At 41.8% G+C, this 23,678-nt stretch carries 26 protein-coding genes; 12 read left to right on the forward strand and 14 right to left on the reverse strand.

Annotated elements, in window-relative coordinates; all coding sequences use genetic code 11:
* Nucleotides 1–13 precede the first annotated feature (13 nt).
* The 8 genes from OFN91_RS02400 to OFN91_RS02435 form a co-directional block, all read right to left on the reverse strand.
* A complete protein-coding gene (locus tag OFN91_RS02400; protein ID WP_270869658.1) occupies nucleotides 14–253 on the reverse strand; it encodes a hypothetical protein in 240 nt (79 codons plus the stop codon).
* Nucleotides 254–2,293 (reverse strand): TRAP transporter permease, encoded by a 2,040-nt coding sequence (locus OFN91_RS02405; protein ID WP_270873139.1) that lies wholly within the window; start codon nucleotides 2,291–2,293, stop codon nucleotides 254–256. It lies immediately after the preceding gene.
* An 8-nt stretch (nucleotides 2,294–2,301) separates the two neighbouring features.
* A complete protein-coding gene (locus OFN91_RS02410; RefSeq protein WP_270873140.1) occupies nucleotides 2,302–3,243 on the reverse strand; it encodes a TAXI family TRAP transporter solute-binding subunit in 942 nt (313 codons plus the stop codon).
* 74 nt (nucleotides 3,244–3,317) lie between these two features.
* Nucleotides 3,318–4,454, reverse strand: a complete 1,137-nt coding sequence (gene folP, locus OFN91_RS02415; RefSeq protein WP_270873141.1) for a dihydropteroate synthase — start codon at nucleotides 4,452–4,454, stop codon at nucleotides 3,318–3,320.
* On the reverse strand, nucleotides 4,454–5,071 hold the full coding sequence (locus OFN91_RS02420; protein ID WP_270873142.1) for a DNA polymerase III subunit delta': 618 nt from the start codon (nucleotides 5,069–5,071) through the stop codon (nucleotides 4,454–4,456). Before OFN91_RS02420 ends, folP begins: the two co-directional genes overlap by 1 nt.
* Nucleotides 5,068–5,601, reverse strand: coding sequence for a HobA family DNA replication regulator (locus tag OFN91_RS02425; protein WP_270861889.1), 534 nt, complete (start codon nucleotides 5,599–5,601; stop codon nucleotides 5,068–5,070). Before OFN91_RS02425 ends, OFN91_RS02420 begins: the two co-directional genes overlap by 4 nt.
* The gene (locus OFN91_RS02430) at nucleotides 5,601–6,806 is read right to left on the reverse strand and encodes an aspartate kinase (protein ID WP_270861890.1); all 1,206 of its coding nucleotides are present in this window, start codon (nucleotides 6,804–6,806) and stop codon (nucleotides 5,601–5,603) included. Before OFN91_RS02430 ends, OFN91_RS02425 begins: the two co-directional genes overlap by 1 nt.
* Nucleotides 6,806–7,270 carry an RNA pyrophosphohydrolase gene (locus tag OFN91_RS02435; protein WP_270859098.1) on the reverse strand — a complete coding sequence of 155 codons (465 nt, stop codon included), beginning with the start codon at nucleotides 7,268–7,270 and terminating at the stop codon, nucleotides 6,806–6,808. The genes OFN91_RS02430 and OFN91_RS02435 overlap by 1 nt, the downstream gene beginning before the upstream one ends.
* A 113-nt stretch (nucleotides 7,271–7,383) precedes the next feature.
* Between OFN91_RS02435 and hemW the strand changes: the two genes are divergently transcribed.
* Genes hemW through OFN91_RS02460 form a run of 5 tightly spaced genes read left to right on the forward strand, consistent with a single transcriptional unit; the run spans nucleotide 7,384 to nucleotide 11,857 of the window.
* Complete coding sequence (gene hemW / locus OFN91_RS02440) at nucleotides 7,384–8,442, forward strand: radical SAM family heme chaperone HemW (RefSeq protein WP_270873143.1); 1,059 nt, start codon at nucleotides 7,384–7,386, stop codon at nucleotides 8,440–8,442.
* A 57-nt stretch (nucleotides 8,443–8,499) separates the two neighbouring features.
* A complete protein-coding gene (gene tatB / locus OFN91_RS02445) occupies nucleotides 8,500–9,006 on the forward strand; it encodes a Sec-independent protein translocase protein TatB (RefSeq protein WP_270873144.1) in 507 nt (168 codons plus the stop codon).
* A 3-nt stretch (nucleotides 9,007–9,009) separates the two neighbouring features.
* Nucleotides 9,010–9,795: a twin-arginine translocase subunit TatC gene (gene tatC / locus OFN91_RS02450; RefSeq protein WP_270873145.1), complete on the forward strand. Its 786-nt coding sequence runs from the start codon at nucleotides 9,010–9,012 to the stop codon at nucleotides 9,793–9,795.
* The gene (gene queA / locus OFN91_RS02455; protein WP_270873146.1) at nucleotides 9,795–10,811 is read left to right on the forward strand and encodes a tRNA preQ1(34) S-adenosylmethionine ribosyltransferase-isomerase QueA; all 1,017 of its coding nucleotides are present in this window, start codon (nucleotides 9,795–9,797) and stop codon (nucleotides 10,809–10,811) included. Before tatC ends, queA begins: the two co-directional genes overlap by 1 nt.
* Nucleotides 10,808–11,857 carry a hypothetical protein gene (locus tag OFN91_RS02460; RefSeq protein WP_270859102.1) on the forward strand — a complete coding sequence of 350 codons (1,050 nt, stop codon included), beginning with the start codon at nucleotides 10,808–10,810 and terminating at the stop codon, nucleotides 11,855–11,857. Before queA ends, OFN91_RS02460 begins: the two co-directional genes overlap by 4 nt.
* Nucleotides 11,858–11,902: 45 nt before the next feature.
* Here OFN91_RS02460 and rpsR read toward each other — a convergent pair whose 3' ends face one another.
* The 6 genes from rpsR to OFN91_RS02490 all read right to left on the reverse strand — a co-directional run bounded on the left by rpsR (nucleotide 11,903) and on the right by OFN91_RS02490 (nucleotide 16,995).
* The gene (gene rpsR, locus OFN91_RS02465; RefSeq protein WP_270859103.1) at nucleotides 11,903–12,163 is read right to left on the reverse strand and encodes a 30S ribosomal protein S18; all 261 of its coding nucleotides are present in this window, start codon (nucleotides 12,161–12,163) and stop codon (nucleotides 11,903–11,905) included.
* 13 nt (nucleotides 12,164–12,176) lie between these two features.
* Nucleotides 12,177–12,764, reverse strand: a complete 588-nt coding sequence (locus tag OFN91_RS02470) for a single-stranded DNA-binding protein (RefSeq protein WP_270873147.1) — start codon at nucleotides 12,762–12,764, stop codon at nucleotides 12,177–12,179.
* 11 nt (nucleotides 12,765–12,775) lie between these two features.
* Nucleotides 12,776–13,183 carry a 30S ribosomal protein S6 gene (rpsF, locus tag OFN91_RS02475; protein ID WP_270859105.1) on the reverse strand — a complete coding sequence of 136 codons (408 nt, stop codon included), beginning with the start codon at nucleotides 13,181–13,183 and terminating at the stop codon, nucleotides 12,776–12,778.
* 109 nt (nucleotides 13,184–13,292) lie between these two features.
* The gene (locus tag OFN91_RS02480; RefSeq protein ID WP_270873148.1) at nucleotides 13,293–14,276 is read right to left on the reverse strand and encodes a DNA polymerase III subunit delta; all 984 of its coding nucleotides are present in this window, start codon (nucleotides 14,274–14,276) and stop codon (nucleotides 13,293–13,295) included.
* Entirely contained in the window at nucleotides 14,276–16,198 is a 1,923-nt protein-coding gene (locus OFN91_RS02485) for an RNB domain-containing ribonuclease (protein ID WP_270873149.1), read from the reverse strand. The genes OFN91_RS02480 and OFN91_RS02485 overlap by 1 nt, the downstream gene beginning before the upstream one ends.
* Nucleotides 16,195–16,995 carry a hypothetical protein gene (locus OFN91_RS02490; RefSeq protein ID WP_270873150.1) on the reverse strand — a complete coding sequence of 267 codons (801 nt, stop codon included), beginning with the start codon at nucleotides 16,993–16,995 and terminating at the stop codon, nucleotides 16,195–16,197. Before OFN91_RS02490 ends, OFN91_RS02485 begins: the two co-directional genes overlap by 4 nt.
* A gap of 108 nt (nucleotides 16,996–17,103) precedes the next feature.
* Between OFN91_RS02490 and ilvC the strand changes: the two genes are divergently transcribed.
* The 7 genes from ilvC to proC are packed head-to-tail and all read left to right on the forward strand — an operon-like array spanning nucleotide 17,104 to nucleotide 23,593.
* Nucleotides 17,104–18,126: a ketol-acid reductoisomerase gene (gene ilvC / locus OFN91_RS02495; protein ID WP_270861900.1), complete on the forward strand. Its 1,023-nt coding sequence runs from the start codon at nucleotides 17,104–17,106 to the stop codon at nucleotides 18,124–18,126.
* A 2-nt stretch (nucleotides 18,127–18,128) separates the two neighbouring features.
* Nucleotides 18,129–19,220, forward strand: a complete 1,092-nt coding sequence (locus OFN91_RS02500; RefSeq protein ID WP_270873151.1) for a divergent polysaccharide deacetylase family protein — start codon at nucleotides 18,129–18,131, stop codon at nucleotides 19,218–19,220.
* On the forward strand, nucleotides 19,204–19,995 hold the full coding sequence (locus tag OFN91_RS02505; protein ID WP_270873152.1) for a DNA-processing protein DprA: 792 nt from the start codon (nucleotides 19,204–19,206) through the stop codon (nucleotides 19,993–19,995). The genes OFN91_RS02500 and OFN91_RS02505 overlap by 17 nt, the downstream gene beginning before the upstream one ends.
* 19 nt (nucleotides 19,996–20,014) lie before the next feature.
* Nucleotides 20,015–20,407, forward strand: coding sequence for a Holliday junction resolvase RuvX (gene ruvX, locus OFN91_RS02510; protein WP_270873153.1), 393 nt, complete (start codon nucleotides 20,015–20,017; stop codon nucleotides 20,405–20,407).
* Nucleotides 20,408–20,442: 35 nt separating this feature from the next.
* Nucleotides 20,443–21,561, forward strand: a complete 1,119-nt coding sequence (proB, locus tag OFN91_RS02515) for a glutamate 5-kinase (RefSeq protein WP_270873154.1) — start codon at nucleotides 20,443–20,445, stop codon at nucleotides 21,559–21,561.
* Nucleotides 21,562–22,809 carry a glutamate-5-semialdehyde dehydrogenase gene (locus OFN91_RS02520; RefSeq protein ID WP_270873261.1) on the forward strand — a complete coding sequence of 416 codons (1,248 nt, stop codon included), beginning with the start codon at nucleotides 21,562–21,564 and terminating at the stop codon, nucleotides 22,807–22,809. It abuts the gene before it with no gap.
* Nucleotides 22,810–22,819: 10 nt separating this feature from the next.
* Complete coding sequence (gene proC, locus OFN91_RS02525; protein WP_270873155.1) at nucleotides 22,820–23,593, forward strand: pyrroline-5-carboxylate reductase; 774 nt, start codon at nucleotides 22,820–22,822, stop codon at nucleotides 23,591–23,593.
* The last annotated feature ends 85 nt before the right edge of the window (nucleotides 23,594–23,678 follow it).

Here is a 23,678-nt window from a genome sequence, read left to right on the forward strand (position 1 = left end):
TTAAAAGCTAAATTTATCCGAGTGTGATTTTGATACCCAAGGCCCTGCAAACCATATCAAAAATTTCGATATCTAAATTTGGATTATATTCATCAAGTATGGCAAAAACCTCTGCTCTCATATCCTCGCTATGACCTGGGTGCGCTTCGTCGTAGAGGGCCCCAACCAAATCAACAAGGCTAAAATTATCGATATTTTTCTGCCTCATTGCAGTTTTTAACTGCTTTGAAATTTGCCATTTGAAATTTTGCATTTAAGCTTGCTCGCCCTCTGGTTTTGCGAACCACTGCTTAATAAAAATCCCCACATAAATCGCCAAAGCAGCCCCGTAGCAGATATATTCGCTACTGATGAAATCGAAATATCTCACGCACATATTTGGCACGAGCATTAGTGGCACAACGCATAGTAGCAATGCGCGCTCTAAGGCGTTGCATTTTTTCACAAACCAGCCTTGAAGCACGGAGCTAAACGCAAACATACCAATAAGCGCGCTAGCAAAAATAAGCGCGATTTGGGCGGGATCTGAGATCCATGTAATGCCCTTTGGATCCATTGGGGTGGTGATTGACTCGATTAAAAGAAGTTTGTTATTGAAAAAAAACGCAAACGGCAAAATCGCTGTTCGCAAATCATAAATAAATCCCTGCACGCCCACGATTACAGGGTTTGCCTTTGCAATACCTGCGGCGGCATACGCTGCAATTCCCACAGGCGGAGTATCATCGGCTAAAATTCCGAAATAAAACACAAACAAATGCACCGCAATCGCAGGCACAAGCAAATCATTTCTATCGGCTAAAATCAAAATCACAGGCGCAATTAGGCTAGAAACCACGATATAATTCGCCGTAGTCGGAAGCCCCATGCCTAAAATCAGGCTCATTATCGCCGTCATTAGCAAAATCAACAAAATATTATCCCCAGCCACAGCCTCGACTAGATCAGATAGCACAGCTCCTAGACCAGTTAGCGAAATAGAGCCGATGATGACACCAGCAAGAGCGGTGGCGACTGCGACTGTTACCATGTTTTTCGACGCTGCGACCATAGCCCAAAAAATATCGCTAAAACCTTGGATAAAATCTTGCCTTAGAATTTGCTCTTTGTAGATTAGTTTGCGAACTGGCTCTTGCAAAACCATTATGATAAATAGCACGCCAATCGCATTAAACGCCGCTGCAAAGGCACTTTGTTTTAAAATCAAAAGTGTGTATAAAAGCACCATAATCGGGATTAAAAAGTGAATTCCGCTCAAAATTAGTTTTAGTTTTGAAACTCTTTTGTAGTTTGAATTTCCTTTAAGCCCTAGCTTACAGCTCTCTAAATGCACGATAAAAAATAACCCCGCATAGCACGCAAACGCAGGAATTAGCGCAGCAATCATAATGTGCGTGTATTCCATACCCAAAAACTGCGCAATGATAAAGGCAGCCGCGCCCATGATAGGTGGCATGAGTTGGCCATTTACGCCAGCTGCGACCTCGATTGCGCCTGCTTTGACTGGGCTAAGGCCTGCTTTTTTCATAAGCGGAATCGTAAAGGTTCCCACGGTAACGACATTTGCAGTCGAGCTTCCACTAACCATGCCAGTTAGACCACTAGCAATAACGCTAGCCTTAGCTGGTCCGCCACGAAATCTACCCAAAAGCGCAAACGCTACATTTATAAAATACTGCCCCGCACCAGCGCGCTCTAAAAGCGAACCAAAAAGCACAAATAGATAAATATAATTTGTGCTAACTCCCACAGGCACGCCAAAAACACCCTCTGTGGTAAGAAACATGTGGCCGGCTAGCTTTTCGATACTTGCGCCGCGGTGCGCGATGACATCTGGCATATACTGCCCAAAATAGCAATACAGCAAAAACAAAAATGCAATTATCGGAAGCGCTAGACCCATCATACGGCGCCCAGCTTCGAATAAAACAAAAATTCCTAAAAACGCAATTACCACATCTCTTTGCAAATAATCGCCTGGTCTTTGCGCAATCCCGTAAAAATCAATCGCAGGATAAAGTATCGCAAATGTCCCCACAGCCAGCAAAATATAATCATAAAATGGTATGTAAAAATGCGCCTTAGAGTGAGAACGAGCAGGAAAAAGAGCGAAAATGATAAAAATCGCAAAACCTAAGTGGATAGATCTAGCGCGCGTGCCATTTATCGGAAAATACGCGATATAAAGCTGAAAAACAGCCCACGCAAAGCACACTAGCGTCACAAGCCAAAATAGCTTTTTCGACGAAAATTCTCTACTTTTTACCTCTAATACCTGCTCGTCTTTTTTCATCTACTGCCTTATTTTAAAATTCCAGCTTCTTTAAATACCGCCTCAGCCGCTGGGTGAAGTGGTGCGCTAAGACCTTCAATCAGGGATTCTTTGCTAACCAAATTTAGCGCAGGGTGAAGCTGTTTATACTCGTCAAAATTATCTAAAATAGCCTTTACGATCGCTCTTACGGCTGTATCGCTCTCGCTCTCATCAGCGACTAAAACAGCCTTTACGCCAATCGTCGTAGTGTCGTAATCAATCCCCTCATAAAGCCCTTTTGGAATCACGCCTTTTGCGAAATATGGGTATTTTTCTACGATTTTATCAGCTGTGGCTTCATCGATACCAACCAAATCAACGCTCATAGATGTCGCTACATCGATGATATTTGCGGTTGGGTGTCCTACCATAAAGAAATATCCGTCGATTTTCTTATCTTTTAGCGCCATTGGGCACTCTTGCACGGTTAGCACGCTTCGTTGCGCCATTTTAGCTAAATCAATGCCGTATTCATTAAAAATCAAAGTGCTTGTTACTTCATTTCCGCTACCTGGATTTCCTAAATTTATCTTTTTGCCATCTATATCAGCATAAGCCTTGATTCCGCTATCGCGCGCGACTACAAATGCCAAAAGCTCAGGATAAATCGAAATAACAGAGCGAAGTTTCGGATTTGGCTCGCCCTCGAATTTGCCCTTGCCATTGTATTTGTCATAAACGACATCGCTTTGAACGAAGCCGAAGTTAAGCTCTTTTTTAAGAACATTATTGACATTATATGTCGATCCACCTGTGGATTGAACTGAACATTTAAAATTTTTATCGGTATTTACAAGGCGACAAATCGCAGTGCCCACAGGATAGTAAGTCCCTGTCATTCCACCTGTGCCGATATTGATAAATTCTTTCGCACTCAAACTACCTGCAAACATCGCTAACGCAGCGACACCAACACAAATTTTTCTCATATTCCCTCCTTGTGAAATTTAAGCTGATAAGTATTGCTAAATTTGGATAAAATTCTAATAAAATTTAGCCATTTTCACAACAAAATTTTATCATAAGCCGATTTTAAATCCAGCATTTGCCTGTGTTCTTTCACATCATGCACCCTGATGATACCTGCGCCATTTTGCGCTGCTAGCAAATGCAAATACAAAGACCCAGACAATCTCTCTTCCACGCTTGATTTGTGGTAAAAATCAATCACGCTTTTTCTACTAGCCCCCACCAAAAGCGGTTTTTCGTGGTGCAAAAAATGCTCTAAATTTTTGATTAAAATCAAATTTTGCTCGGCCGTTTTGCCAAAGCCAATCCCCACATCCAAAATCACATCTTCCACGCCAAGTTGGACGATTTGCGCCAAATTTCGCGCGAAAAACTCATCAATCTCGCTAATCAAATCATCGTAATGTGGCGAATTTTGCATGTTTTGTGGCGAGTTTTGCATGTGCATTAGGCAGTATTTCGCGCCGTAATTTTTGATAACACTGATTAAATTTAAATTTGCACTAATATCATTTATAAGGCTAAATCCGTGATCTAGCGCGAAACGAGCGCAGTATTCATCAAAGCTATCAAGGCTAAATTTGACCTTTTCGTGTAAATTTTGCCTATAAATTTCGCTTATTACGCCATTAATGCGCGCAAACTCTTCATCTGCGCCACAATACTGGCTTCCAGGGCGCGAGCTAACCCCGCCAATGTCGATATAATCGGCTCCATCTTCAATCATCTTTTCAATTTTTGTGATTGCTTCGTTTAAATTTTGGGTGCGAGAAGCGGGATTGAAACTATCGAAATTTAGATTTAAAACCCCCATAATCTCGCAAATTTTGGGTTTTTTGAAATTTTGCCCCAAAAACTGCGCCAAATTTTTTAGCCCAAAATCCTGCGCTTTTTCTTTTTTTGAGAGAATTTCAACCTGCTTATCGTTTGCAATCAAAAGCGCGTCTGAGTTTGCTCCGCCTGTGATCACATGCTCAGCCGTTACGAGCTCTGCGCCTATGCTAAGGGCATCTTGCTTTAAGATATTTGCCGCAGGGGTGCGTAAATCTTTGATATAAAAAAAGTTCAGAATTGACTTTTTGCGCATGATTTTCGCACCCTCTTTTGTGCAATTAATGCGCGCGCAAAGCGCCATAAAATCGGCACTATTTGAAATTTTAAAAATTTTCATTATTTGCCTTTGATTATCAAAAATAGCGGTGGCAATACAGCGTGGGATTTGGCGTTGTGTTCGATGAGATAGACGAGCTTGTTTATGTGTTCTAGCTCGGCTTGGCTAAATTTAATCCCAGCTTCGAAGCACTCGATGACAAGTTGCATGACAAGCGATTTTAGGGTGAATTTATCGAGCGAGCCAACGCGTTCTTTATTTATGCACTCGTTAATAAACGCATCAATCTGCCTCAAATCTATTTTTCGCAAATTTAGTCCCGTGCGCTCGCGTTTTTTCTCGCCAAGCAAATTTTGCACCATTAGCCTAGATCTAATCGTCGGCAGCAGCAGTGTAATCGAGGGCGCAACGAGGAAAAATATGGTATTGCGCGGTGGCTCTTCTAGGATTTTTAAAAGCGCATTTTGCGCCTCGTCGCGAAATTTAACCGCGCTAATTACGATGATTTTGTTTTCTACCTCGGCGATATAGGCTTCGTCGATTATCTTTCTAGCTTCGTCGATTTTAAGCTCATCGCTTTCGAAAAAGCGCAAATTTTTAGGGGAAAATTCAGATAGAATTTTTGCTTTAAAACCCGCATAATCGTTCGTTATAAAAATTTGATTAATGAGTTTCAAAGCACAACTTCGCCAAAAAGCACCGCGTCGATACTTTTGTTTAAAATTTTAAAGAGTTGAAGCAGTTTGATATCTAGGCTTTCATCGTTTTCGCTTAGCTGAAAGCTGTTTGGCAATGCCTCGTCGATGAGCCACAAATAGCTGTCCTCGTGGCTTTTGGCTATTTTGGCGTAAGTGTGATCGCCCCTGCCTATGTAAAAATAAATGAAGCCGTTGCTAAATGAGAGCGAGAGCATATCATTTAGCAAAGCGACCTGTTCTTGGGAGGTAATCTCTTGGTTATAAAGCGATGAAAACTCGAAAAATGGCAGAAGCGGTCTGGTGTTTTTGCTATCGTTTATCTTGCTGACGATATATTCGCCAAACCACCTTCTCTCATCATCGCACATCACCACAAACGAATACCCGCTATATAGCAGACGCATTTTTGTCGCTAATAGCGGTATCCAGTGCTCTTTGCGATTTTCGAGCCACTCCATATCTCGCTCGTTTTGCAGAGTTTTAGCACTCCAAGTGTATAAATCTTGCATTATTTATCCAAATTATATGCTTTATGCAAGGCTCTAACTGCTAGCTCGCCGTATTTTTCAGCCACAATCATCGAAATTTTAATCTCGCTAGTTGAGATCATTTGGATATTGATACCCTCGGCTGCTAGTGTGCGAAACGCTAGCGAAGCGATACCACTGTGGCTTTTCATACCCACACCCACGATTGAGACCTTTACGACCTCATTATCGCTTTCGATTACGCATTTTGGATTAGAAATTACTGAGCGCATGATTTCTAGGGCTGGTTCCATTTCGTTTTGTGGAATCGTAAAGCCTAAATTTGTCGCTCCGTCAATGCCGATATTTTGGACTATCATATCTACATTTATCTCTTTTTGCGCCAAAGATGAAAAAATCTCAGCCGCAACGCCCGGTCTATCATCTACGCCTCTGATTGTGATTCTTGCTTGATTTCTATCTAATGCTATTCCGCTGATTACTGCGTCTTCCATATTTTCTTCTCCTGTTATTAGTGTTCCTTGGTTGTTATTAAAACTGCTTCTAGTTACCAAATTTACTTTAAGCTTTTTGGCTAACTCTACGCTACGATTTTGCAAAACCTTAGCTCCCATGCTAGCAAGCTCTAACATCTCTTCATAGCTGATTTTATCGAGCTTTTTCGCCTTTGGTTCAATGCGTGGATCTGTCGTATATACTCCATCGACATCTGTGTAGATTTCGCATGTATCAGCATTTATCGCCCCAGCTATCGCCACAGCAGATAGATCGCTTCCACCTCTACCAAGAGTAGTGATATCGCCCTCTTCGGTAATGCCTTGAAATCCCGCTACTACGACGATTTTGCCCTCTTTTATGGCTTTATTCATGTTAGTCGGATCGATAAAGCTAATACGAGCTTTGGTGTGCATTGTATCTGTTACGATACCAGCCTGTCTGCCAGAAAACGCCACCGCAGGGTAGCCTTTTGCATTTAGTGCAAGTGCTAAAAGCGCGCTAGTAACCCTCTCGCCAGCACTTAGCATCATATCCATTTCGCGAGTGTTTAGATCTTTTGTAAAATACTCTCCATACTCGACCAATCTATTTGTAACGCCACTCATCGCAGATACAACTACGACTAAATCATGGCCTTCGTTTTTAGTCTTTATCACGCGCTCGACAACCGCTTCTATGCGCTCTAATGTGCCTACGCTAGTGCCACCGTATTTTTGAACTATAAGCATTAAAGGTATCCCTCCTCTTTAAAATATTTTAAAACAAGCGCATAAATCGGCTTTTTGAAGTGATTTACATGCTTTAAAACTTGATTTGCATTTACAAATTTAAAATCATCAAATTCAGGCTTATGCGTTTTGATATCAAGCCCTTTTAGGCTTTTTAATCTTAGTAAAAAATACTTTTGCATTTGCCCGTCCCATGGGCGCATTTTTTGCGCCACAGCCTCTGGAAAATCGTAGCTGTGCCACTGCGGACACTCGGCTATGATATCGACATCATCTGTGCCTATCTCTTCTTTTAACTCGCGTAAAATCGCCATTTTTGGCGTCTCGCCCTTGTCGATACCGCCTTGGGGAAACTGCCAAGCCCCGCGTATATCACTGCGCTGGGCGATAAGCACATCACAACTAAACGGATACGAAGGCGCAAGCACGATAGCTGCGACATTTGGTCTGTAATTTTTCTCCATATTAGCTCTTTGAAAAAAATTTGCAAAATATTAGCGAAAATAGGTATAAATTTGGCTAAAATTCAAAGAATTTTTGCTAAATTTCGCCCTTTAAATTTGGCTAGGAAGAAATTTTGCATATTTATATTCATATCCCGTTTTGCACCTCAAAGTGCCCGTATTGCGCGTTTGGCTCACGCATGGACGCATTTAAATTAGCTAAAAACTACTTTGACGCGCTGGATTTCGAAATTTCAAATTTCATTAAAAAAAATAAAAATTTCAAAATTTCAACCCTTTTTATCGGCGGCGGCACGCCAAGTGTGGTATCGGCGCAGTATTATGAAAAGATTTTTGAAAAACTCTCGCCAAATTTCGCCCAAAACGCCGAGATTACAACCGAGGCAAACCCAAATTCTGCCAAGCCCAAATGGATAGAGCAAATGCGAAAATTTGGCGTAAATCGCATAAGTTTTGGCGCACAAAGTTTCAATGATGAAAAACTCAAATTTCTAGGTCGCGCACACGGAAAAAATGAAATTTTCAAGGCCGTGGATAACGCCAAAAACGCGGGAATTTCAAATATAAATTTGGATTTGATTTATGCTAGCAAATTTGATGATAAGCAAAATTTAGAATTTGAGCTTGCACAGTTTGCGCGCGCGAAAGTAACGCATCTAAGCGCATACGCCCTTACATTGGAGCCTGGCACGCCATTTTTTGGGCGCTCAGAGTTTGCCAGAGATGATGAAAATTTGGCTAAATTTTTCTTTAAAAAAGCTAGCGAGCTAGGCTTTACGCAATACGAAATTTCAAATTTCGCCCAGCCTGGCAGGCGTTGCGCGCACAATGTGGCGTATTGGAGTGGCGAGGATTACGCTGGATTTGGCGCGCACGCTGTGGGCACGAGCGGATTCGTGCGATACAGCGGCGCAGGCAGTATCGAAGAATACATACAAAATCCGCTTGCAAAAAGCGTGGAAAATTTAAGCTTAGAGGATAAAATTTTGGAGAAAATTTTCCTTGGATTTCGCTCGTTTTTAGGCGTGAGGGGCGAAATTTTGCGCGAAAGAGAGCTTAAAAACGCCCAAATTCTAAGCGCAGAGGGCAAGCTGGATTTCAAAAACGGCGTTTTTTACAATCCAAATTTCTTGCTAGCCGACGAAATCGCCCTATTTGTGAGCGAGCATTAAATTTAAGATTAATGAAGTTTTAGCTAAAATACGCAATCTTTTTGTTTAGGAATTTTAATGTTTGGTATCAGTTTCCCTGAAATTACGATAATTTTAATCGTCGCAGTCATCGCCCTAGGCCCTGAAAAGCTCCCTAGCGCGCTAGTTGAGATTGCAAAATATTTCAAAGTCATCAAAAAATCAATCAACGACGCAAAGGCCACTTTCGACCAAGAAGTCCGCATAGCCGAGCTCAAAGAGGACGCCAAAAAATACAAAGAAAGCATTAGCAAAACCACAGAAACCATGCGCAAAAAGCTTACTTTCGAGGAGCTTGACGAGATAAAAAGCGGGCTAAATTCTGTCAAAGATACGCTAAATGCAGGGCTAAGCGATATAGAAAGCTCTGTTAATACCACGCTAAATGAAGCGGAAAATTCGCTAAATTCTACGCAAAATTTAGCGCAAAATTCTACGCCAAATTCGGCGCAAGCGCAGGCGCAGCCAGAAGCGCACCCGCAGGCGCAGCCAGAAGCACACCCGCAAGCGCAAAATTCAAATCCAACACAAAATTCAAAAGAGTAAAATATGTTCGAAGAGTTAAAACCACACCTTGCCGAGCTTCGCAAACGCCTAGTTATCTGCGTAATCACGGTAATTCTTATGTTTGTCGTATGCTTTAATTATTGGGAAATAATCTTAGATTTTATGAAAGCCCCACTTGTCAAAGTCCTTCCAGATGACGGCAAAGTCGTATTCACCCAACTTGGCGAAACCTTTTTTACAGCGATGAAGGTTTCGTTTTTTACCTCGCTTTTGCTCTCTATGCCGATAATTTTCTGGCAAGCATGGCTTTTCGTCGCCCCAGGGCTATATGATAACGAAAAAAAATATGTAATTCCATTTGTGCTAAGCGCTAGTGTGATGTTTTTTTTAGGGGCTGCGTTTTGTTATTATTTCGTAATTCCAGTAGCTTTTAACTTTTTGATAAATTTCGGTGGCGAGGCATACTCTGCTATGCTTAAAATCGGCGAATATGTCGGGTTTTTTACAAAATTAGTTGTGGCTTTTGGCATTAGTTTTGAGCTTCCAGTAGTTACATTTTTCCTAGCCAAACTAGGGCTTATCACAAACAAAAGCTTGACTAGTTTTTTCCGTTTCGCGATTGTTATAATCTTCGTTTTTGCCGCGATTATGACACCACCTGATGTTTTGAGCCAATTCATGCTAGCTGGCCCGCTAATCGTGCTTTACGCCCTTTCAATCCTCATCGCAAAAATGGTAAATCCATACAAAGCAGGCGATGACGAGGACGAGGCAGACGAGAACGAAGAGAGTGAGAAAAGCGCACAAGGCGCAGTAAAAGAGGCGTAATGGATCTAAATTTAGTAGATAGCTATGATTACCACCTGCCACCAAATTTAATCGCAAACGCCCCGCTAATGCCAAAAGAGAGCGCAAGGCTTTTGGTTTATGAGAGAGAAAAAAATAAAATTTCACACCTTAAATTTGGCGATTTGGCTGAAATTTTGCCACCTTGTGAGATTATATTTAACGATACCAAGGTCATAAAAGCGCGAATTTTCGGGGCTAAATCAAGCGGCGGCAAGATTGAGCTTTTGCTAAATTCGCCGTTAAATGATAATAAATTTAGCGCATATATCAGAGGGCGAGTAAGCGTGGGTAGCGAGCTAGTTTTTGATAAAAATTTGCGCGCGCGGGTCGTAGAATGCTGTGAAGATGGGCTTAGAGTGGTGGAGTTTAGCCGTGATAATCGCGCGCTTGGCACACACGAAATTTTCGCTCTCACTGATGAAATCGGCCATGTCCCGCTACCGCCATATATCAAGCGCGAAGACACCAAAGACGATGAGAGCTGGTATCAAAGCATTTTCGCGCGCGAAGCTGGTGCTGTGGCAGCTCCGACTGCGAGCCTGCATTTTAGCGAGGAAATGCTTAGCTCGCTTAGAGCAAATCACGGGATTTACTACATTACCCTGCATGTGGGCGCCGGGACATTTAAGCCGGTTGAAGCAAGGGATTTAAGAGAGCATAAAATGCACTCCGAATTTTACAGCATTGCGCAAGATACGGCTGGTATTTTAAAAAGCGATAAAAAAATTTTAGGTGTAGGCACTACGGTTACTAGAACTGTGGAAAATTTCGCACGAAATGGCGCGAGATGTGGGGCTTGCGAGCTGTTTTTGCACCCAAATAATCCGCCTATTAGGCAAAATTATCTACTTACAAATTTTCACTTACCAAAATCTACTTTAATTATGCTGGTTGCTAGCTTCATCGGCCTTGAAAAGACCCTTGAAATTTACCGCGAAGCAGTGGAGCAAAAGTATAGATTTTATTCTTATGGCGACGGGATGATAATACTATGATTAAAGATTACGCGTTACTTGGGATTTTAGGGCTTTTGGCATTAGTTTTGGTGTATAGAATCGTATTTCGCAAGGCACTTAGGCGCAGGGCGTATAAGGGCGATATTTTCCCTAAAAAAGAGCCAGTCGAAATAAAACCTGTAAAAAAGAAAATTATCCCGATAAATCAAGTCGATATCTTAAAACCGCTTAAATTTCAAAGTGAAATTTTATTCGAAGAGTGTAGCAGATACGATAGCTCGGTCTTTATCAAATTCCCGCCAGACGCGCCACGCTATTATGACGGATATGTGATAAATCTCTCAAATGCGATTTACCATATCTGCCTATTTTTCTTGCAAAATGTCAAAGACCCTACCCTTATAAAAATCGTATTTTCCGTGCGAGATGATAAGCCAGGACTATCAAGGATGCAACTCTTAGTCGATATCAGCGTCAAAAAAGAGATCCGCACCACATATATCCACAACCTAAAAACTGCCCTCATAAGCGGTAAAGTCATAAACGACCCATACATTTCCAAAGCCAAACAAAGCATAGGCGATGTCGGCAAAATCGCGGAGCTAAGCAACGATAATGGCGGAACCCATATCAAATTGCACGCTCAATGCTCGTATTTGGAGCAAGAAAACAGACTTAGAAGCAAAAAATACAATTATCAAATTTTAATCGCGCACAAAGATAAAGAAATTTTCGATGATTTGAAGGATTTTTTAGATAGCACTGGTTGTAATGTAGTGCCAAACAACACCTGGGAAAATCTCAAAACACACCTAGCAGACCGCATTTACAAGGCCGATATCGTGCTAATTGATAGCGAGATTTTGCGCACAGACTCGACTGCGATTGCTTATTTAAATTTAATCGACAAGGAAGAGGCACATTTCGTATTTTTGCGCAAAAATGCAAATTCGCAAAAAGCATTAAATGATTTGAAATTTAACTTTTTCAAGCTGGATATGCCGTATTTCCACGATGAAATTTACGCTATTTTGGATTTAGTAAAACAGCTAAAAATAGACAAAGACTTTTTGAAAGTAGAGTAAAAAAGAGAAAAAAATAGGCTAGGAAAAATCCTAACCTAAGCAAAATTATAGATTTTCAAATGGGTTTGTAACGACTTCGTTGTGATCTACGACATAAGGGATAAGAGCTGCTTGGCGAGCGCGTTTGATTGCTTTCTCAACCATCTCTTGGTATTTTTTGCTAGTGCCAGTTAGGCGTCTTGGCATGATTTTAAAACGCTCTGAAAGGCAATATTTTAGTAACCCTGTGTCTTTGTAATCGATAAATTCGATTTTAGCCTCTGTAAATCTGCAATATTTTCTGCTATATTTTCTTTTTTCTGCCATTGTTTTTCCTTAATTAAAATGGAATTGTATCGTTGCCTTCGTCATATTTGTCCGAATCAACATCGTATTCTGGAATTTGGCTCTCATAGCTCTCTTTTTTCGGTGCTTCATAGTGATTTTGTGTGGTTTGGTTCGCGCCATATCCGCCAGAGCTTTGGCGATTTGGGTTAGAGTAGTTTGAGTGTTGGTTGTATCCGCCACCATAACTATTACCGCTATTTGCTCCGTAATTTCCACTATTTGCGCCGTAGCTATTGTTTCCGCCATTTCCACCTTGTGGAGCACTTAGCATTTCCATAGACTCTACCACTACGCTGTGTTTTGAGCGGTTTTGACCATTTTGGTCTTGCCATTGATCGAGCTTCAAACGCCCCTCAACTAGCACTTTTGAGCCTTTTCTTAAATATTGATTTGCGATTTCTGCTGTGCGTCCCCAAAAATCAATGTCAATAAAGCAAGTCTCTTCGCGTTTTTCGCCATTTCCGCTATTAAATTTACGAGTTACAGCAATGCCAGTTTTACCGATTGCGGTGCCAGTTTGTAAATATCTAAGCTCAATATCGCGAGTTAAATTTCCAACCAAAACTACTTTATTAAACATCTAAAATCCTTTTATTCAGCGGTTTGCTCTGCTTGTTCTTTTGCCTCAGGTGCTACGCGTGGTTCGCGCTCTTTTTTAGCTGGGCTAAGTTTAATGCCTTTGCTTAATTTTTCCCATGCCAAAACCTCGCGTTTTGTCTCGTATTTCACAGTCAAAAATCTAATGATATCCTCTGTGATACGCAAATTTCTAACTAGCTCAGCGATTAAGCTTGGCTCGGCAGTAAAGTAAATGACAAAATAAACACCGCGCTCATATTTATCGATTTTATAGGCAAGTTTGCGTGCGCCCATTTCGATGACAGAGGCGATATTTCCGCCATTTTTTGTAATGATTTCTTTAACGAAATCAACTTTTGTTTTTACTTCATCATCAGTCAGCGTAGGCTTGACAATGAATAAAACCTCGTAATTTCTCATAAATTCTCCTTATGGATTTTTAGCTCGCAAATGTAATCTGCGGGCAAGGATTTTGCAAAAAATGCAACCTGTATATTACAAAATTTTGACTTAATCTTTGCTTTTTAGCCTAGTTTTTCTTTGATAAAATTCTTTGCAATTCCAAAAGCGAGGCAAGCAAATACTCATCTTTGATTAAATTTTTCTCGCTTTTTAGCGCAAATTCGAGTTTATTTAAATGGATAAAAATTTTGCGAAATAAATTTTCATTTAAACTTTGAGCGTATGTTTTTAGCTTGTTTGCGATATTTGGCGGCGGAGTGTATCCGAAAATCACCTTAAAATCGGAATTGTTCGCGGTTTTTATCGAGATATGAAGCTTAAAAATTCTATGCAAAAATCTGTAAAATTGATTTATCAGCTCCATGTCGTTGTATCCGCCATTTTGAGCCAATCTATAAAAATCCTTGCGAAAATCACTAAGGGTGAAAATTTTATCGAAAAGCTCCTCGTAGCTTATCTCGCTCAGCCCATAGACCATATCATTTACATTTTCCAAATTTAGCTCAATCCCCAAATTTGCGAATTTTTCAATCTCGGCTGCGCTTAAATTTAGGTTTTCGTTGTGGATTTGATAAATTCTATTTAGCGCGGCGCTGTTTGCGAAAATCCCCACCATTTCGCACTTTTGCGCTAGCAACCCCATGGCTTCCTTCATACTGCTTGGGCGGAAAAACCTCACCTCATTTCCACCAAACTCCCGCACAAAATCGCTACTTGCCGCACCCTCACTCTCGTTTAATTCGTAGATTAAATGGTTGTTTTCGTCGTTTTTGCAATACTCAATCAAACGGCGAATTTCATCTTTTTTTATGCAAGAGTTTGTTTTTATATGAAGCGTGTTGCTCTCGCCAAAAAGCGATGGCTCCAAAAAGCTCTTTGCCACGCTAAATTCATACTCGCCAAAATACAAACTCATAAAATTTTCGGCCCCATAAATTTGCTTTAATCTCCAAGCATAAAGCTCGTTTTGAAAGTCATCTACGCCTCGAAGCAAGATAAAATTCGCCACATTTCCAGAAGCAATCCTAGCATCAAAATCTCTTTTATACATTATATTTTTTTCACCACTCTTCCCATAATCACGCCACTTGCGATATTTGCGTCTGTGATTTCGACCAAAACTGGCGTTAAAATATCGGCGGTAAAATTTGTAATAAAAATTTTCGCACCCTTAAATTTATCATCGAGTTTGGCAGTTACGACATTTGCATTTTCGTCGATATAGCAGCGAAATTTAGCCCCCAAATTCTCTCTCGCCCAGCGCGCAAATTTACGATCCATAAAGTCAAATGCGACCTTATCAGCCTCTCTTTCTAGCTCATTTAGCCTCTCGCAAGTCGCGTCTATGTTTAAAAGCAGGTAATTATAAAATTTCTCATCACCCCTGCTTTGCGCCTTTAAAAGCCTGTGCAAAATCAGATCCGAATACCGCCTAATCGGACTTGTAAAATGAGTGTATGTATCAAAACCAAGCCCAAAATGGCCGCGCGAAATTGAGCCGTATTCGGCGCGTTTTTGCGCTTTGATTATGAGTTTATCGACCTCTTCTCGCATGCCAAGCGCGTCAGCTTGGGCTTGGATTTCGCCTATCATTTTTGCCAAATTTGGCTTATAAATCGCGTCTATTCCAAACAGCGCCAAATCGTCCAATAAAGCGAAAATTTTCTTTAATTCAGCCGCGCCGTGATTGCGGAAAACGCCCGTTTCTATGCGCTTGGCAGCGGCTTTGTTAGCTAGAAGCATACAATCTTCTATTAGCTTGTGTGAGGGTGTATCGCTCTCAAATCTAGTCGATTTCAAAAGCCCCGCCTCATCGATACTCATGCGAAGTTCTTTTGTGCGAAAGTCAAATCCATGCTTTAATCTTTGCGCTCTAAGTTTTTCGCAAAGCTCATTTAGCGGAAGCAGCCAGTCTAGGATTTCGCTCTCGCACCCGCTTTTTGTGCGCAAAATCTCATCGACCTCATCGTAGTTAAAACGCCTTTTTGATTTGATTATGCCCGAAAACAGCTCCTCGCTAATCACGCCCAAATTTTCATCAAGGCAAATTTTAAAAACAAATGCTAATCGCGGTAAATTCGGCATTAGCGAGCAGATATTTTCGCTAAGCTCGCGCGGAAGCATTGGGACGGATTTATGCGGGAAATATATCGAAAACCCTCTTACCTTCGCTTCCTTGTCAATCGGAGAGTATTCGCTGACATACTCGCTCACATCGGCGATTGCGACATAGACTATGCGATTTTTTTTATCATAATAAATCGCGTCGTCAAAGTCCTTGGCGTCGATTGGATCAATCGTGCAAAAGCTCAAATTTTGCAAATCCACGCGATCTGGGTAGAGCGCGGGATCGACCGATGAGCCAAAGCTAAGGGCTTGTTCCTTGCAGGCTTCGTTAAATTCGTCATTTTTGTTATAAATCGCAAGTGAAATTTTCTCATCGACCCACGGATCGTCTAAATTCCCCAAAACTTCGCAAATTTCATTGCTTAAATTATCAATTTTCAAAAGCGTGCCAGGTGGAAGCATTTTAAGCGATTTTTGCGTGGCTTTGAGCGGATTTGCAAGGCCTGTTTTGACATTTACGCCCAAAATTTCGCGTCCGAAATTCTTCGTATAAACCACGCTTGATGAAAAGGCAGGTTTCACGCACATTAGCACCTTTGCGTGGATTCTAGCCTTTTTTGAGTTGATAATTTTTGCTAGGATTATATCGCCTAAATGCACGCCATTTAGGTATTTGTTTTCGATTATCAAATCTTTTTTGTATCTATCATCGTAGCTTTGCAAATACCCAGTCCCATCGCGCGCGATATCAAGCCTGCCAAAAACATAGCTATTATTTAGATAAATTTTGCCTTTGTGAGAGCTCAATGCGCCTAAATTTAGCAGATTTCGCACTAGCTCTTTTTGGTCAGAATTTAGATTTTTTTCCACTACTCCAAGGCTAAGCGAGCTTAAAAATTCCTTCATAATCCAGCCCTTATTTTAGCTTCGAAAAACGCCTCTTGCTCCAAGCCAAATTCCACTAGCAAATTTAGCGCATTATCGATACTGCGCTCATCGAAGCAGTGATAGATCCCCATTACGGTTTTGGCTACTTTTAGCATTTCGTATCGCCTCGCACTCTCAAATGGCGCTTCGTCGATTAAATCAGAAAAATATATGTCTTTGGCGATTTTTTCTAGCCCAAAATGCTTAAACAAAACCTCCCCCACGCTCTCTCTACTCATACCGGTAAATCGCATTTCCACATCGGTGAAATCCTGCGGGAAAAGGCAGTTTTTGATATGCAGATAAAACTCGCTGTTTTTATCGTGCTTGGCGATATACTCGCTGATAAAAACTCTACCAAAATCCATTAAAATCACGCTAGATAGGATATCTGGCGAAATCTCTGGGTAAAATTTAATCCACTCTTTTAAAAACAGATGTCTTTTTAGCGAAATTTCATTAAACCTAGCGCGATCTGTCTTATAACACTCGAAATTTAGCTCAAATTTACCCTTAAAAATACTAAACAAAAATAGCGCCCTAACCCCCTCTCGTCCATAAAATTTAAAGGCGTTTGGAAGGGTTTTTTCCATGCTAATTTGCGCAAAAGTGCTAAATGCGTAGTCTAGTATCCTACTCTCAAATTCTGGGTTATTCATAATCTGAAAAATAACCTCATCATCGCTACTAGCGTTTTCAAATGAGCTTAAAATTTTTAAAATTTTATCGTTAAATTTAGGCATTGAAGCGATTTTTTCGCTAATAAAGCTTTGCATATCTACATTTTCCGTTCATAAATTTTGCGTTTATAATATCACAAAAAAGCTACATAAAAGCATTTTTGCGCTAAAATCACGCAAAATTTTTTTTGAAAAGGATGGCTCATGGCAATTACCGTGTATTACGACAAAGACTGCGATTTAAATTTAATTCGCTCAAAAAAAGTGGCTATGATTGGCTTTGGATCACAAGGTCACGCTCACGCTGAAAATTTACGCGATAGTGGCGTAGAAGTAGTGGTCGGACTAAAAAAAGGTGGCGCAAGCTGGAAAAAGGCCGAGGATAAGGGCTTTAAAGTATTAAGCGTAGCTGATGCGACAAAAGTGGCAGATGTCATAATGATACTAACCCCAGATGAATTTCAAGCCGAAATTTACAAAAACGAAATCGAGCCAAATTTAAAAGACGGCGCAGCGATCGCGTTTGCTCACGGATTTAATATCCACTTCGGACAAATCAAGGCTCCAAAAAACATAGATGTAATTATGATAGCGCCAAAAGCCCCAGGACACACTGTGCGCAATGAATTTGTAAATGGTGGTGGAATCCCAGATCTAATCGCAGTAGAGCAAAATGCTTCTGGCAAGGCAAAAGAGATCGCTCTAAGCTATGCTAGCGCGATTGGTGGCGGTAGAAGCGGTATCATCGAGACTACATTTAAAGACGAGACCGAAACAGACCTATTTGGCGAACAAGCAGTTTTATGCGGCGGTCTATGCTCGCTCATAAATGCTGGTTTTGAGACCCTAGTAGAAGCTGGATACGCCCCAGAAATGGCGTATTTCGAGTGCTTACACGAAATGAAACTAATCGTAGATTTGATCTATCAAGGCGGTATGGCTGATATGAGATACTCTATCTCAAACACAGCTGAATTTGGCGATTATGTCAGCGGACCACGCGTCATCAACGAACAATCAAAAGCCGAAATGAAAAAAATCCTAAAAGAGATCCAAGACGGAACTTTTGCGAAAAACTTCATTTTAGAGCGCCAAGCTGGCTATGTCAAAATGAACGCAGAGCGCAATATGACCGCAAACGCGCTGATTACCAAAACAGGCGAGAGACTTCGTGGTATGATGCCATGGATCGCAAGCGGCAAAATCATCGACAAAGATAAAAACTAATCTTGGCTAAAAAACGCACCAAAGGGCGCAAAAACGCGCCCTTATTAAATTTCAATCCAAATTTCATAAAATACATTTTAATCGCAATTTTTTGCTTTACCTGCGCCGCTCTTTCGTATGCCATGCTAAATAAATTTTTCAAAGACGAGCCAAAAATTGTGCTTAAAGTCCCGCGTGATGAGAATAAAAGCGAAATTTCAAAACCCATAATTCAAAAAGATAAAAATTTGAGCGCGGCAAAACCTGCCCCCCAAATTTTGCCTGAGATAAAAGAGCAAAATTTAACCCAAATTTCAAAAACAAAAGAGGAAATTATCGAGGAAGAACTAGCCAAAATCGCAGCCCAAAGTATAGGCGAAATCACGCCAAAATCGCAGGAAAAAACAGAGCCAAAAATTTCAGCCCCTAGCAATAAACTAGCCAAAACCCTGCCAAAAGGCTCAAAACCAAAACTAGCTATCATAATGGACGATATCTCCACAAGCGCGCAAATAGCGCGTATCAAGGCTTTGCCGATAAAGGTTACGCCATCGATTTTCCCGCCGGCGAAAAATTACAAAAACACCCCGGCTCTGGCTAAGAATTTGCAAAATTTCGCAATTCATTTGCCAATGGAGGCAGAGGTCTTCGCTCACGATGTAAAGGCGCTAAAAGTGGGCGATAGCTACAAAGAAATCGAAAATTTTCTAGCGCAAATCAGAGCTGATTTCCCGCACGCTAAATTTATCAACAACCACACGGGCTCGAAATTTACGGCAAATTCAGCCTCGATGCGAAATTTAATCAAAGCCATGCAAAAATACGATTTTTATTTCGTCGATTCTCGCACGAGCGCGCAGACCAAGGCACCCGACGAGCTTAAAAGGCAAAATTTGCGCTATGTTTATAGAGATGTTTTTATCGACAACACAGACGAGGTAAAAGCTGTGCGCCAAATGCTACAAAAAGCCGTGCAAATCGCTCAGAAAAGGGGCTTTGCCATAGCTATCGGCCACCCCAAAAAATCCACCTTCACCGCCCTAGAAAATAGCGCAGATATTTTAAACGGCGTCGAAGTCATCTATCTAGGCGAAATTTATGAATACTACAAATAAGCTAAATTTCAAAATCCCTGCCCTATCCAGACTGGGCAAAACAGAGCCTAAAACCCTGTATTACAAGGGAAATTTAGAGCTTTTAGATATGCCAAAAATCGCAATCGTAGGCTCTCGCAAAATGAGCATTTACACCAAAAATTTAATCACAAAATTAGCCCAAAAACTCTCAAACGCTGGTATTTGCGTGGTCTCAGGGGCTGCGATTGGCTGCGATATCACGGCGCATGAGGGCGCATTTTCGCGCACGATTGCTGTTTTTGCAAACGGGCTAGATGAAATTTATCCCAAACAAAACGAGGATATGATACGCAAAATTTACGCTAATGCCCTCGCACTGAGCGAATACGAAGACGGCACGCCTGCGCGAAATTTTCAGTTTTTAGAGCGCAACCGCATAGTTGTAGCCCTCTGCCAAGCCCTAATCGTAGCCCAAGCCGAGCCAAAATCAGGCTCACTTCAAAGCGCGCGCATTGCAAGAGAGCTTGGGATTCCTGTCTTTGTCCTGCCACACAGAATCGACGAGAGTATCGGCACCAACGAGCTTTTAGCCAAAAAAGACGCCACGCTAATTAGCGATTTGGATAAATTTGTGGCTAAATTTAGCGGAAAAGAAAAACCCAAAAATCTCTTTTCGCACAGCGATGAAATTTTGGATTTTGTCGCGCTAAATTCGAGCCTTGATGAAGCATTGCTGAAATTTGGCGAGCGCATTTACGAATACGAATTAGAGGGAAAAATCATAATCGAAGCGACGAAAATTTCGCTTGCGTAACCCAAAAAAAGGATTAAATTTGATAGTAGCTTTCGATGTGGGACTTAAACGAATCGGCGTAGCAATCAGCCCAAATGGCGCACTAGCCCTTCCTAGCGAGCCTATTTTGCGCAAAAACCGCAACCAAGCAGCCAGGGAAGCTAGCGAGTTTTTGCGCACAAGAGGGGCGCAAAAGCTCGTCGTTGGCCTTCCCAAAGGCGGTGCAAGCGAAGAAGAGATGGAGCGTCGCATAAAGCATTTTGTCTCGCTTTTAGAATTTAATGGCGAAATTTGCTACCAAGACGAGAGTTTTTCTAGTGTCGAGGCGAAGGAATTCGCGCTAAAAAGCACGAAAAAAGGCGGTGTAAATGAGAAATTTGATAGCGTCGCAGCGATGATAATTTTGGAGAGATTTTTATCTAAACAAAGCTAAATTTTGCTAAAATAGCCAAATTTCAAGGGTTAAAAATGAGAAAAGATTTATTAAAAAATACCAAAAAAATCATCGTAAAAGTCGGCACAAGCACACTTACAAATAGTGATGGCTCACTAAATGAAACATTTATCAAATCCTTAGTTGCCCAAATTTGCGAACTCAAAGCACAAGGGTATCAGGTTGTGCTAGTTAGCTCTGGCGCTGTTGGGGCTGGTATGGGCATACTAAAAATCGAGCAAAAACCAAAAGAGCTAAGCGCCAAACAAGCCCTAGCAGCCGTGGGACAGGTCGCTTTAATGCACCTGTATGAGAGGCTTTTTTGGGCGCATGATGAGATTATCGCGCAACTTTTGCTAACGCGCATTGATTTTAGCGACCGCGCGCGCTACCTAAGTGCGCGAAATGTCGCTACCGCCCTGCTTTCGCAAGGCATTATCCCTATCATCAACGAAAACGATCCAGTCAGTGGCGATGAGCTTAAAATCGGCGATAATGACACAATGAGCGCGCTAGTAACCGGGCTAATCGACGCTGATTTGCTCGTGCTTTTAAGCGATATCGACGGGCTTTACGATAAAAACCCTAGCACGAACCCTGACGCAAAACTGATAAAAATCGTAAATTTTATCGACGAAAACACCCTTAAAATGGCAGGCGATGTGGGGTCGAAATTTGGCACTGGTGGCATGGCAACAAAGCTTAGTGCTGCTAAAATGGCTACTAAAATCGGCGCAAATATGATAATCGCAAATGGAAAAGAGAGCAAAATTTTAGCCAAAATCATCGCTGGCGAGGAGGTTGGAACGATTTTTTGCAAAGAGGAAAAATCCATTAGCGCGAAAAAATACTGGCTAGCTTATGGTGCCAATGTGCGTGGCGCAATCAGCCTTGATGAGGGCGCATGCAAAGCCATAAAAAACGGCAAAAGCGTGCTAGGCGTGGGAATTGTGGGTGTAAGTGGCGAGTTTGAGCGGGGCGATGTCATCGAAATACTGGGCGCGGATTCACAGCGCATCGCGCGCGGTATCGCAAACTACTGCGCCTCTGAAATTTCGCTGATTATGGGGAAAAAATCGAGCGAATATGAGAAAATTTTACCTAGCGTAAGCGATGATTATATCGTGCATGCAAACAATATTGTCTTAGGATAGATTATGGAAATTTTAGAATTAGCAAAACGCGCAAAACGCGCAAGTATCGAGGTCGCAAAGCTAAGTAGCCAGCAAAAAAATCAAATTTTGCTTGGCGTGGCTGATGAGCTAATCGCTCAAAAAGAACTTATCAAAGAACAAAATCAAATCGACATAAAAAACGCGTGCGAGGCAGGTATCTCCGAGGCTCTCATTGATAGGCTCACGCTAAATGATAGCAGGATTAGCGCAATGAGCGTGGCTTTAAAAGAGTTAGCCAATTTTCCTGATCCAATCGGGCAGATCGTGGGAGGCTGGCGACACCAAAACGGCATGAGTATCGCCAAAGTGCGCGTGCCTCTTGGCGTAATCGCTATGATTTATGAAAGCAGACCAAATGTCAGCATAGACGCCGCCGCACTCGCGCTAAAAGCGGGCAATGCGATAATCTTGCGAGGCTCAGCTAGCGCTCTTGCCTCAAACATCTGCCTAAGCGAAATTTTTTGCCGTGTGGGAGAGAAAATTGGCATGCCTAGCGGCGCAGTATCACTCATAAAATCCAAAGAGCGCGAAGATGTGCTAAAACTAATCCAGCTAAAAGAGTGGATCGATGTGCTAATCCCTCGTGGTGGCAAAAATCTCAAAGACTTCATCACGCAAAACGCGCAAATCCCAGTCATCATCACAGGGGCTGGCGTCTGCCATACATTCGTCGATGAGAGCGCAAATTTAAGCAAGGCAGTAGAGATTATCAAAAATGCAAAAACCCAACGCCCAAGTGTCTGCAACGCGCTAGAATGCCTAATCTTACACGAAAATATCGCAAAGCAAATTTTACCGATTTTATTAAAGGAAATGAACGAAGTAGAATTTCGCCTAGATGAGAAAATTTACGCGAAATTTACAAATTTCGCAAACACCAAAAAAGCGGATTCTAGCGACTTTGGCACGGAGTTTTTATCGCTAATAATGGCTGTTAAAATCGTAAAAAATACCGCCGAAGCGATTGAGTTTATCAACGAAAATTCCAGTGCGCACTCAGAAGCGATTTTAAGCCAAAATTCCGCCAATATCGAAAAATTTCTAAACGAAATCAATAGCGCAGTCGTCTATGCCAACGCTTCGACCAGATTTAGCGACGGGGGCGAGTTTGGATTCGGTGGCGAGATCGGCATAAGCACACAAAAGCTTCACGCGCGCGGTCCAATGGGCGTGGAAGCACTCACTACCACGAAATACATCGTGCGTGGCGAGGGACAAATCAGATAAGGAAAATGCGATGAAAATAGGATTTATAGGCGCAGGAAATATGGGCGCAGCGATGATAGAGGCGCTCGTGGGGGCGGAATTTGAAAAGGATAAAATTTGCGTTTATGGCAGGGAAAAAGGCGAGAAGCTCTGTGCAAAACTAGGCATAAAATCCGCTAAAAATGAGGCAGAGCTTGCAAATTTTGCCGATATTATTATTTTGGCAATCAAACCTGCCGTTTATGAGAGCGTCCTAGAAAAAATAAAATATAATTTGGAAAATAAAATTTTAATTTCGCTTGCGCCAAATTTCAGCGTCTCACGCATTGGCGAGCTTTGCGGGGCGCAAAAAATCGTTCGCGCCATGCCAAATACTCCTGCCAAAATTTCACTTGGAAATACTGCGCTGTGTTTTAGCGGAGTTAGCGAAGAGGAAAAAGCCAAAATCAGAGAAATTTTTAGCGCATTTGGGCAGACTTACGAGATTGATGAGAGCAAATTTGCGATTTTCACAGCCATTAGCGGAAGCTTGCCAGCGATGATTTTTAACCTAATCGAAGCCGCTAGCGACGGGGCTGTGCGCGGTGGGATAACGCGCGAAATGGCGCACGATATCATCGCTAATGCCGTGCTTGGCTCAGCTAGCCTATGCGCTCGCACCAAAGCCCACCCGCGCGCACTCAAAGACGAGGTCTGCTCGCCGGGAGGCACCACCATAGAAATGGTCGCAACACTCGAAAAAATGGGCTTTGCCACAGCTATCATCGAAGCGATAAAAGCTTGCGAAGAAAAGGCAAAAGGCTAAATTTAGCTTTTTGCAAAATTTAGCCAAATTTGCATTTTTGCGAAATTTAGCTCATCGCTCAAAATTTTCAAAATTTAAAAGCATT

The sequence above is a fragment of the Campylobacter sp. JMF_08 NE1 genome (assembly GCF_027737875.1).
Taxonomy (GTDB): Bacteria; Campylobacterota; Campylobacteria; order Campylobacterales; family Campylobacteraceae; genus Campylobacter_B.

Excerpts from the sequence above, each read along its gene's own strand:
- OFN91_RS02400 (WP_270869658.1), bottom strand. The coding sequence starts at position 253 with ATGCAAAATTTCAAATGGCAAATTTCAAAGCAGTTAAAAACTGCAATG.
- OFN91_RS02405 (WP_270873139.1), bottom strand. The coding sequence starts at position 2,293 with ATGAAAAAAGACGAGCAGGTATTAGAGGTAAAAAGTAGAGAATTTTCG.
- OFN91_RS02410 (WP_270873140.1), bottom strand. The coding sequence starts at position 3,243 with ATGAGAAAAATTTGTGTTGGTGTCGCTGCGTTAGCGATGTTTGCAGGT.
- folP (WP_270873141.1), bottom strand. The coding sequence starts at position 4,454 with ATGAAAATTTTTAAAATTTCAAATAGTGCCGATTTTATGGCGCTTTGC.
- OFN91_RS02425 (WP_270861889.1), bottom strand. The coding sequence starts at position 5,601 with ATGCAAGATTTATACACTTGGAGTGCTAAAACTCTGCAAAACGAGCGA.
- OFN91_RS02430 (WP_270861890.1), bottom strand. The coding sequence starts at position 6,806 with ATGCTTATAGTTCAAAAATACGGTGGCACTAGCGTAGGCACATTAGAG.
- OFN91_RS02435 (WP_270859098.1), bottom strand. The coding sequence starts at position 7,270 with ATGGAGAAAAATTACAGACCAAATGTCGCAGCTATCGTGCTTGCGCCT.
- tatB (WP_270873144.1), top strand. The coding sequence starts at position 8,500 with ATGTTTGGTATCAGTTTCCCTGAAATTACGATAATTTTAATCGTCGCA.
- tatC (WP_270873145.1), top strand. The coding sequence starts at position 9,010 with ATGTTCGAAGAGTTAAAACCACACCTTGCCGAGCTTCGCAAACGCCTA.
- queA (WP_270873146.1), top strand. The coding sequence starts at position 9,795 with ATGGATCTAAATTTAGTAGATAGCTATGATTACCACCTGCCACCAAAT.
- OFN91_RS02460 (WP_270859102.1), top strand. The coding sequence starts at position 10,808 with ATGATTAAAGATTACGCGTTACTTGGGATTTTAGGGCTTTTGGCATTA.
- rpsR (WP_270859103.1), bottom strand. The coding sequence starts at position 12,163 with ATGGCAGAAAAAAGAAAATATAGCAGAAAATATTGCAGATTTACAGAG.
- OFN91_RS02470 (WP_270873147.1), bottom strand. The coding sequence starts at position 12,764 with ATGTTTAATAAAGTAGTTTTGGTTGGAAATTTAACTCGCGATATTGAG.
- rpsF (WP_270859105.1), bottom strand. The coding sequence starts at position 13,183 with ATGAGAAATTACGAGGTTTTATTCATTGTCAAGCCTACGCTGACTGAT.
- OFN91_RS02480 (WP_270873148.1), bottom strand. The coding sequence starts at position 14,276 with ATGTATAAAAGAGATTTTGATGCTAGGATTGCTTCTGGAAATGTGGCG.
- OFN91_RS02485 (WP_270873149.1), bottom strand. The coding sequence starts at position 16,198 with ATGAAGGAATTTTTAAGCTCGCTTAGCCTTGGAGTAGTGGAAAAAAAT.
- OFN91_RS02490 (WP_270873150.1), bottom strand. The coding sequence starts at position 16,995 with ATGCAAAGCTTTATTAGCGAAAAAATCGCTTCAATGCCTAAATTTAAC.
- ilvC (WP_270861900.1), top strand. The coding sequence starts at position 17,104 with ATGGCAATTACCGTGTATTACGACAAAGACTGCGATTTAAATTTAATT.
- OFN91_RS02505 (WP_270873152.1), top strand. The coding sequence starts at position 19,204 with ATGAATACTACAAATAAGCTAAATTTCAAAATCCCTGCCCTATCCAGA.
- proB (WP_270873154.1), top strand. The coding sequence starts at position 20,443 with ATGAGAAAAGATTTATTAAAAAATACCAAAAAAATCATCGTAAAAGTC.
- proC (WP_270873155.1), top strand. The coding sequence starts at position 22,820 with ATGAAAATAGGATTTATAGGCGCAGGAAATATGGGCGCAGCGATGATA.